The sequence below is a fragment of the Streptomyces sp. NPDC107546 genome, from assembly GCF_055639175.1.
This window is the reverse complement of sequence record NZ_JBVKBA010000053.1, coordinates 22,561-30,464: the sequence shown is the minus strand read 5'-3', so window position 1 is coordinate 30,464 and position 7,904 is coordinate 22,561. Positions and strand designations below refer to the sequence as shown.

At 70.1% G+C, this 7,904-nt stretch carries 3 protein-coding genes; all 3 read right to left on the bottom strand.

The genetic code is table 11. The annotated features are described in order from the left end of the window. Positions 1-179: 179 nt before the first annotated feature. Positions 180-1,751, bottom strand: coding sequence for a hypothetical protein (locus tag ACZ7L1_RS37030; protein ID WP_471443833.1), 1,572 nt, complete (start codon positions 1,749-1,751; stop codon positions 180-182). Continuing rightward, positions 1,751-2,260 (bottom strand): GtrA family protein, encoded by a 510-nt coding sequence (locus ACZ7L1_RS37025; protein ID WP_471443827.1) that lies wholly within the window; start codon positions 2,258-2,260, stop codon positions 1,751-1,753. The genes ACZ7L1_RS37030 and ACZ7L1_RS37025 overlap by 1 nt, the downstream gene beginning before the upstream one ends. 212 nt (positions 2,261-2,472) lie before the next feature. Then, complete coding sequence (locus ACZ7L1_RS37020) at positions 2,473-7,413, bottom strand: NAD-glutamate dehydrogenase (RefSeq protein ID WP_471443825.1); 4,941 nt, start codon at positions 7,411-7,413, stop codon at positions 2,473-2,475. Positions 7,414-7,904: the final 491 nt, after the last annotated feature.

The window sequence follows — 7,904 nt, the reverse complement described above, 5'->3', positions numbered from 1 at the left end:
GCGGGAGAAGAAGAAGAAGGCAACCAGGAGGAAACAACAACCCCGAACGGAGGGGGGATCGAGCGGGGGCCTGGGGTCTGCCCCCTCGTCACCCCGCCTCGGCCTGAACGGGGCCTTGTCCTCGATCTCCCCCGAGCTCTTCGGGCAGGGGCCCCTCAGACAGGCTGGGGGTGAGCCCCCTAGCGCTCCACCACCTCGTACAGGACCTGGCCTCCAGGCCCCGAGGCCACCTTCCGCAGCGCCCCGTCCCCCGTCGGCAGGCCCCCGTCCGACCGGCGCTGGACAACCCACCGCACCCCGTACTTCCGCAGCACCTCCAGCCGCTCGGCCCGCGACGACCCGGCCGCGAAGTAGGTCCGTACCGCCGCGTCCCGCCGCCCCTCGTCCGGCAGGAAGAAGTCCGGGTAGCCCGGCGCCACCGTGTACGCCCCGTACGCCGGGATCTGCCGCGAGGGAATCGTCTTCGCCATCACCACGTCCCCGTACCGCACCCAGGGCGTGATCCAGTGGTACCCCACCCACGGGTCCCGGTACTTCTCCGCGACCACCTCGGGCAGCGCACTCCGCCCCGTCACGTACCCGACCGTCTGGACCTGCGTCCACGCCCCCACGAGCAGCGCCACTGCCAGCACCCCGGCCGCCACGTTCCGCAGCGCGCCCCGCGCCGCCCCGGCCACCTCGACGGCGGCCGCCAGCTGCGCCGGGATCAGCACCGCCGGCAGCGTCCGTCCCCAGGAGTAGTGGCCCGTCAGGCCGCCCAGGCCGAACACCAGTACACCCAGCACGAAGAACAGCACCAGCGGGTCCAGACGGTCCCGCCGCGCCCGCACAGCCAGCGCCACCACTCCGAGCAGCACCAGGCCGAACCGCGCGAACAGATCCTGGTACAGCGAGCGGTGGATCTCCTCCAGGCTGCCCGCGCCGAACAGTGCGAAGAAGTCGTAGTACGGCCAGAGCGCGAGGATCACGGCGCCCAGCGCCAGCCCGGCGGCAAGGCGCAGCCAGATCCTGAGTCCGGCCCGCGCCCCGACCACCACGGCCAGCGCGCCCAGCGTCCCCACCACCCCGGTGAACTGGTGGCTGAGCAGGATCACCGCCCACAGCGCGCCAAGGCCGAGGAACGCCACCCAGCCGCCCTCGGTCTTCAGCGTCCGCGTCAGCAGTGCCCAGAAGTGGAAGACCAGCCCCAGTGCGAACACGCTCGGGTACGACACGGTCAGCGCCAGCGAGTTCAGCCCCAGGAAGCCGCTCCACTTGAACACCTCGGTGCCCCACAGGAACACCAGGCACAGCAGGGCGAGCGGCGGCGCGACACGTTGCGCGCTCAGCGTGCGGCCGTACCGCCACACGCCCGTCACCAGCAGCGTCAGGCTGATCAGCGCGCCGATGCGCAGGACCACCCAGACGGACAGACCGGTCACCCGGGCCACAACACCGAGGAAGAGCATCCACGGCGAGTAGTACGGGCTCGGTGTGTTCTCGTCGACCAGTGGATTGCCGGGGTCCAGCAGCCGGTGCCGCAGCCGTCCCACGGTCGCCGCGTGCATGCCGAGGTCCCCGTCCCACGGCAGCCGCACGATGACCAGCAGCATCAGCACCACGAGCAGTGCCACCACCGCCCACAGCGCCACACCGGCCCTGCCGTCCGGCGTCCGCACGGCCGCGAGCGGGCTCCAGGACCGCCCGGGCCGCTTCCCGGCACCGCCTCCAGCCCCGCCGACCCCTCTGCTTCCCTTCACTGTGACGCTCATCATGCCGCAGCGCCCTGCTTCGTTCCGTGCTGGAACACCCACGTCCGGTACACCAGGAAGCGGAACGCCGACGCGAGCAGGATCGACAGCGTCTTCGCCGCGTTGGAGCCGATCGGCCCGTTCATGCCGAGGCCGTGGTAGCCGACGTAGAACAGCAGGCTCTCCATCACCACGCCGACCCCGCTGAAGACGAAGAACAGCACGATCTGCTGCCGGGTGCGCGAGGCCCGGTCGCGGTAGGCGAAGAAGCGGAAGCCGAGGTAGTTGGTGCCCATGGCGACGACGCTGGCGAGCACGGTCGCCGTCATCGGAGCCCATGCCAGACCCTGCAGCAGCGCGTTGAAGACGAGGATGTTGACCGCGACACCGCTGCCGCCGACGACCCCGAACTTGATGACCTCGACCGCCAGCCGCCGCACCCGGGCGAGCGCCGGGACTGGGGCAAGAGAGACGGTCTCGGCAACCGGGCGAGCGGCCAGGGGCCGCTGCTCGGTGAGGTTCACAGACACGGGTACGGGTCCTCCACTCGTCCGACGATCACGCCAAACCTGCTCCAAACGTCCCGTCCAACAGAGGCGAGTAGAACGAAAGGTTGGACTTCCCCAGGCCTTGGCAAGAAAGCGTCAGACTAGGTTAGCCGACGGGCGAGCCCGGGCATGATCGAGGGATATGCGCATGGGGCCGCCCCTCACCGAGGGGCGGCCCCATCGTCACACCGGCCCTAGCTGTGTGTCCTCAGCAGCGTCCGCATCGTGCGCATCGCCACCGACAGGTTCGCGAGGTCGAACGAGTCCGAGTTCGAGATCTCGTCGAGCGTCGTGCGCGCCCGCGACAGGATCGCCGCGTTCTTCTCCTCCCAGGCCTTGAAGCGCTGCTCCGGCGTCGACGTGCCGTTGCCGGCCGCCAGGACCTCGGCCGTCAGCGCCGCGTGGGCCGCGTACAGGTCCTCGCGGATCGCGGCGCGGGCCATCGACTGCCACCGGTCGGCGCGCGGCAGTTCGATGATGCGGTCCATGAGCTGGGTGATCCTGAGGCGGTCGGCGAGGTCGTAGTAGACCTCGGCGACGTCCATGGGGTCCTTGCCCATGCGGTCGGCCACCGAGACGATGTCGAGCGCCGGGAAGGCGGAGGAGAACCCGGCCACGCGCGTGGCGAGTTCGTCCGGGACGCCGGCGCCCGTCAGCTCGTCGTAGATCTTCTGCCACCACTCCAGGTCCGCGCCGCGCAACAGCTTCGGCAGTTCGCTCCAGACCTGCTCGACGCGCTCGGCGAAGAACGCGACGGTCTCGGTGAGCTGCAGCGGCTGCGGCCGGTTGTTGAGCAGCCAGCGCGTGCCGCGCTCGACCAGCCGGCGGGAGTGCAGCCGGATACGGGTCTGCACCGCGGCGTCGACCTTGTTGTCCAGGGCCTCCACCGCGTCCCACACCGGCGCGGAGCGGAAGATCGCGCGGGCCGCGGTCTGCGCCCGGACGATCTCCTCCAGCGAGGCGCCGGTCTCCTCGCGCAGACGGTGCAGGTAGGTCGTACCGCCCGTGTTGACCGTGTCGTTGACCAGGACGGTCGTCACGATCTCGCGGCGCAGTGCGTGGCTGTCGATCTGCTCGGGGAACTTCTCGCGCAGCGCGGTCGGGAAGTACGCATGCAGCAGGCTGCGCAGGTACGGGTCGTCGGGCAGCGGCGTGTCCAGCAGCTCCCGGGCCACCGTGATCTTCGTGTACGCCAGCAGGACGGCCGTCTCCGGACCGGTCAGGCCCGCTCCGGCAGTGAGACGCTCACGGATCTGCCGATCGGTGGGCAGGAACTCCAGCGCCCGGTCGAGGTGGCCCTCACGCACCAGGTAGCGGATGAACCGCTGCTGCGCGTGCAGCATGTCCTTCGACTGGAACAGGGCGTTGGCGATCGCCACGTTCTGTGCGTAGTTGTTGCGCAGCACCAGGGCGCCGACCTCGTCGGTCATCTCGGCGAGCAGCTGGTTGCGCTGCTTGACGGTGAGGTCGCCGTTGGCCACGACCGAGTTGAGCAGGATCTTGATGTTCACCTCGTGGTCGGAGGTGTCCACGCCCGCGCTGTTGTCGATCGCGTCGGTGTTGATCTTGCCGCCGTGCTGGGCGAACTCGATCCGGCCGAGCTGGGTCAGGCCCAGGTTGCCGCCCTCGCCGACGACCTTGACGCGCAGGTCCTTGCCGTCCACGCGGATCGCGTCGTTGGCCTTGTCGCCGACGTCCGCGTTCGACTCCGTGGAGGCCTTGACGTAGGTGCCGATGCCGCCGTTCCACAGCAGGTCCACCGGTGCCTTGAGGATCGCCCGCATCAGGTCGGCCGGGGTCATCTTGGTGACCTTGCCCTCGATGCCCAGCGCCTCGCGGATGTGCGCGTTGACCTGGATGGCCTTGGCCGTGCGCGGGAACACACCGCCGCCTGCCGACAGCAGCTCGGTGTTGTAGTCCGCCCAGGACGAGCGCGGCAGCTCGAACAGGCGGCGGCGCTCGGCGTAGGAGGTCGCCGCGTCCGGGTCCGGGTCGATGAAGATGTGCCGGTGGTCGAAGGCCGCGACCAGGCGGATGTGCTCGCTGAGCAGCATGCCGTTGCCGAACACGTCCCCGGACATGTCACCGATGCCGACGACCGTGAAGTCCTCGGACTGGGTGTCCAGGTCCAGCTCCCGGAAGTGCCGCTTGACGGACTCCCAGGCGCCGCGGGCGGTGATGCCCATCTTCTTGTGGTCGTAGCCCGCCGAGCCGCCGGAGGCGAAGGCGTCGCCGAGCCAGAAGTCGTACTTCTCGGCGACCTCGTTGGCGATGTCCGAGAACGTCGCGGTGCCCTTGTCGGCCGCGACCACCAGGTAGGTGTCGTCGCCGTCGTGGCGCACGACGTCCACCGGCGGGACGACCTCGCCGGCCACCATGTTGTCGGTGATGTCGAGCAGCGCCGAGATGAACGTGCGGTAGCTGCGGATGCCCTCCGCGAGCCAGGCATCACGGTCCTGGGCCGGGTCCGGCAGCTGCTTGGCGACGAAACCGCCCTTCGCGCCGACCGGCACGATGACGGTGTTCTTCACCATCTGCGCCTTGACCAGGCCGAGGATCTCGGTGCGGAAGTCCTCGCGCCGGTCGGACCAGCGCAGGCCACCGCGCGCGACCTTGCCGAACCGCAGGTGCACGCCCTCGACTCGCGGCGAGTACACCCAGATCTCGTAGGCCGGGCGCGGCGCCGGCAGGTCCGGGATGGCCTGCGGGTCGAACTTCATGGAGACGTAGTCGTGCGGCTTGCCGCCGTGCGCCTCCTGGAAGAAGTTGGTGCGCAGCGTCGCCTTGATGACGGTGAGGAAGGAGCGCAGGATGCGGTCCTCGTCGAGCGAGGCGACCTGGTCGAGGGCGAGGTCCAGCTCCTCGAGGAGCGCATCGGTCAGCTCCAGGCCGGCCCGCTGCCGCTCCGGCGACATCCGCGCCTCGAACAAGGAGACCAGCAGCCGGGTGGTGTGGACGTTGTTGCGGAGGGTGTCCTCCATGTAGTCCTGGCTGAAGGTCGACCCGGCCTGGCGCAGGTACTTGGCGTAGGCGCGCAGCACCATCGCCTGCCGCCAGGTCAGGCCGGCGCTGAGCACCAGCGCGTTGAACCCGTCGTTCTCGGCCTGCCCGGTCCACACCGCGGCGAACGCGTCCTGGAAGCGCTCGCGGCCGTCGTCGCCCAGGTAGTCGCCGTTGCCGGCCACCTCCTTGGGCAGCCGGAGACCGAAGTCGTAGATCCACGCGGTCGTACGGTCCTGGCAGCGCAGCTCGTACGGCCGCTCGTCGATGACCTCGACACCGATCCGCTGGAGCACCGGCAGCACGGCGGACAGGGAGACGGACCCGCCCTTGCGGTAGATCTTGAAGCGGCGCTCGCCGGGGCCGGTGCCCACGGGCTCGTACAGGCTGAGGGCGAAGTCCTTGCCGCCCTCCTCGTCGGTGAGCTGTTCGAGGTGGACGAGGTCGGCGACCGCGGCGCGCGGGGTGTGGTCGGCCTTGTAGCCCTCGGGGAAGGCGTTCGTGTAGCGGCGCTGGAGCTCCGCGGCGCGCTCCTCGCCGAGCTCGGCGGTCAGCGCCTCGCTGAAGGCATCGGTCCAGGAGCGGGCGGCCTCCACCAGCCGGGCCTCGATGCGCTCCTTGTCGGCGTCGGACAGCTCCGGCAGCTCGGTGCCCTGCGGGACCCGGACCACGAAGTGCAACCGGGACAGGATCGACTCGGTGTTCCAGGCGGTGAAGTCGACGCTGGTGCCGCCCAGCTCCTCCTTCAGGATGTCGATGATCCGCAGCCGGACGCCCGTGGTGTAGCGGTCGCGCGGCAGATAGACGAGGGCGGAGTAGTAGCGCCCGTACTCGTCCTGGCGCAGGTAGAGCCTGAGGCGGCGGCGCTCCTGGAGGTAGAGGACCGAGGTGACGATGGAGCGCAGCTCGTCGGCCGGGGTCTGGAACAGCTCGTCGCGCGGGTAGGTCTCCATGATCTGGAGCAGGTCGCGGCCGTCGTGGCTGTTGGGCGAGAACCCGGCGCCCGAGAGGACCTCGTCGACCTTGCGCCGGACGACCGGCACGCGCAGCACGGACTCGGTGTAGGCGGCGGAGGAGAACAGGCCGAGGAAGCGGCGCTCGCCGACGACGTTGCCGTTCTCGTCGAACTTCTTCACGCCGACGTAGTCGAGGTACGAGGGCCGGTGCACGGTGGCGCGGCTGTTGGCCTTGGTGAGGACCAGCAGCTTGTGCTCGCGCGCCTTGGCGCGGGCGTCGGCGGGCAGCCGCTCGAAGGACGGGCTGACCGGGTGCTGGTCCTCGGCCGCGTGGTGGGGGTCCGATCGCAGTATGCCGAGCCCGGTGCCGGGGACGGCGGCCAGGGTGTCGTCCCCGCGCAGCTGGTACTCGCGGAAGCCGAGGAAGGTGAAGTGGTCGGCGGCCAGCCAGCGCAGCAGCTCTCCGGCCTCCTCGATCTGCGCCTGCGGCAGGTCGTCGGGGACGGGCTCCTTCTGGAGGCTCTCGGCGATGCGCAGCGCGCAGTCCCGCATCTTCTCCCAGTCCTCGACGGCCTCGCGGACGTCGGACAGGACGCGCAGCAGGTCGGAGGTGATCTGCTTGAGGTCGGAGCGGTCGGTCTCGCGATCGATCTCGACGTGGATCCACGACTCGACGTGCGCGTCGTGCGGCAGCTCTGCCCCGGGCGCGTCGGGCAGCACCTCGAGGAGCTGGCCGGTCAGGTCGCGGCGGACGACGAACTGCGGGTGGATCACGACATGGATGCCGCGGCCCTGGCGGGACAGCTCGTTCGTCACGGAGTCGACGAGGAACGGCATGTCGTCGGTGACGACCTCGACGACGGAGTGGCTGCAGGTCCAGCCGTTCTCCTCGACGGTCGGGGTGTGCACGCGCACGTTCGCCGTGCCCTGCGGGCGCGTCTCGGCCAGCCGGTAGTGCGAGAAGGCGGCGCCGAAGATGTCCACCGGGTCGCGGTCGGTCAGGTCTTCGGGGGCGGTGTGCAGGTAGTAGCGCTGGAGGAACGCGAGCACGGTCTCCCGGTCCGGGGTGCCCTCGTCCGTCGTCCCGGTCGGTAGGTGCCCCCCCACCGGACTGTTCTCAGCTACCCGGGCGGCCCTCTCGAGCAGCTCGGCCTTGGCTTCGTCCAGCTTGGTCTGCATTGTCCTCTGGCTCCTGTCGCGCGCCGTTGCGTGACGTAGAAGGAAGTACGGTCTCTTCTCCGACGTAACGCCGCGACGCGGGGTGTCCGGTCTGCTTCGACGCTATGCCGCATGGAGAGAAGTGCGGGGGGTTATCGGCCATTTCCGGCGCTCCCGGCGACTGTGACGCTGTTATCGACGCGCTCGGCGCCTTCCGCGTCCCCGGCGCCCCGGTTGCCCCGGCGGGCGCCTGCGGCGCCCTGTCCGACCGGCCCCGCCTGTGAAGACCAGCGACCGCCGCCCGGTCACGGAGGTGGTCCGTGCTCCCCGGGCGCAGGGCAGGGACGACGACGTCCCCGCGAGCTATCGCGCTGATCACGCCACAAGGCTATCGCTCCCCGTGGGGGGCACGTCATGAGCCGTATGTGTACAAAACAGGGGGCCCAACTTTGACGTTCTGCACAGGGGCACCGAGGGCGATGCCGTGCAGGGCGCACGGTGCGAGCATGGCT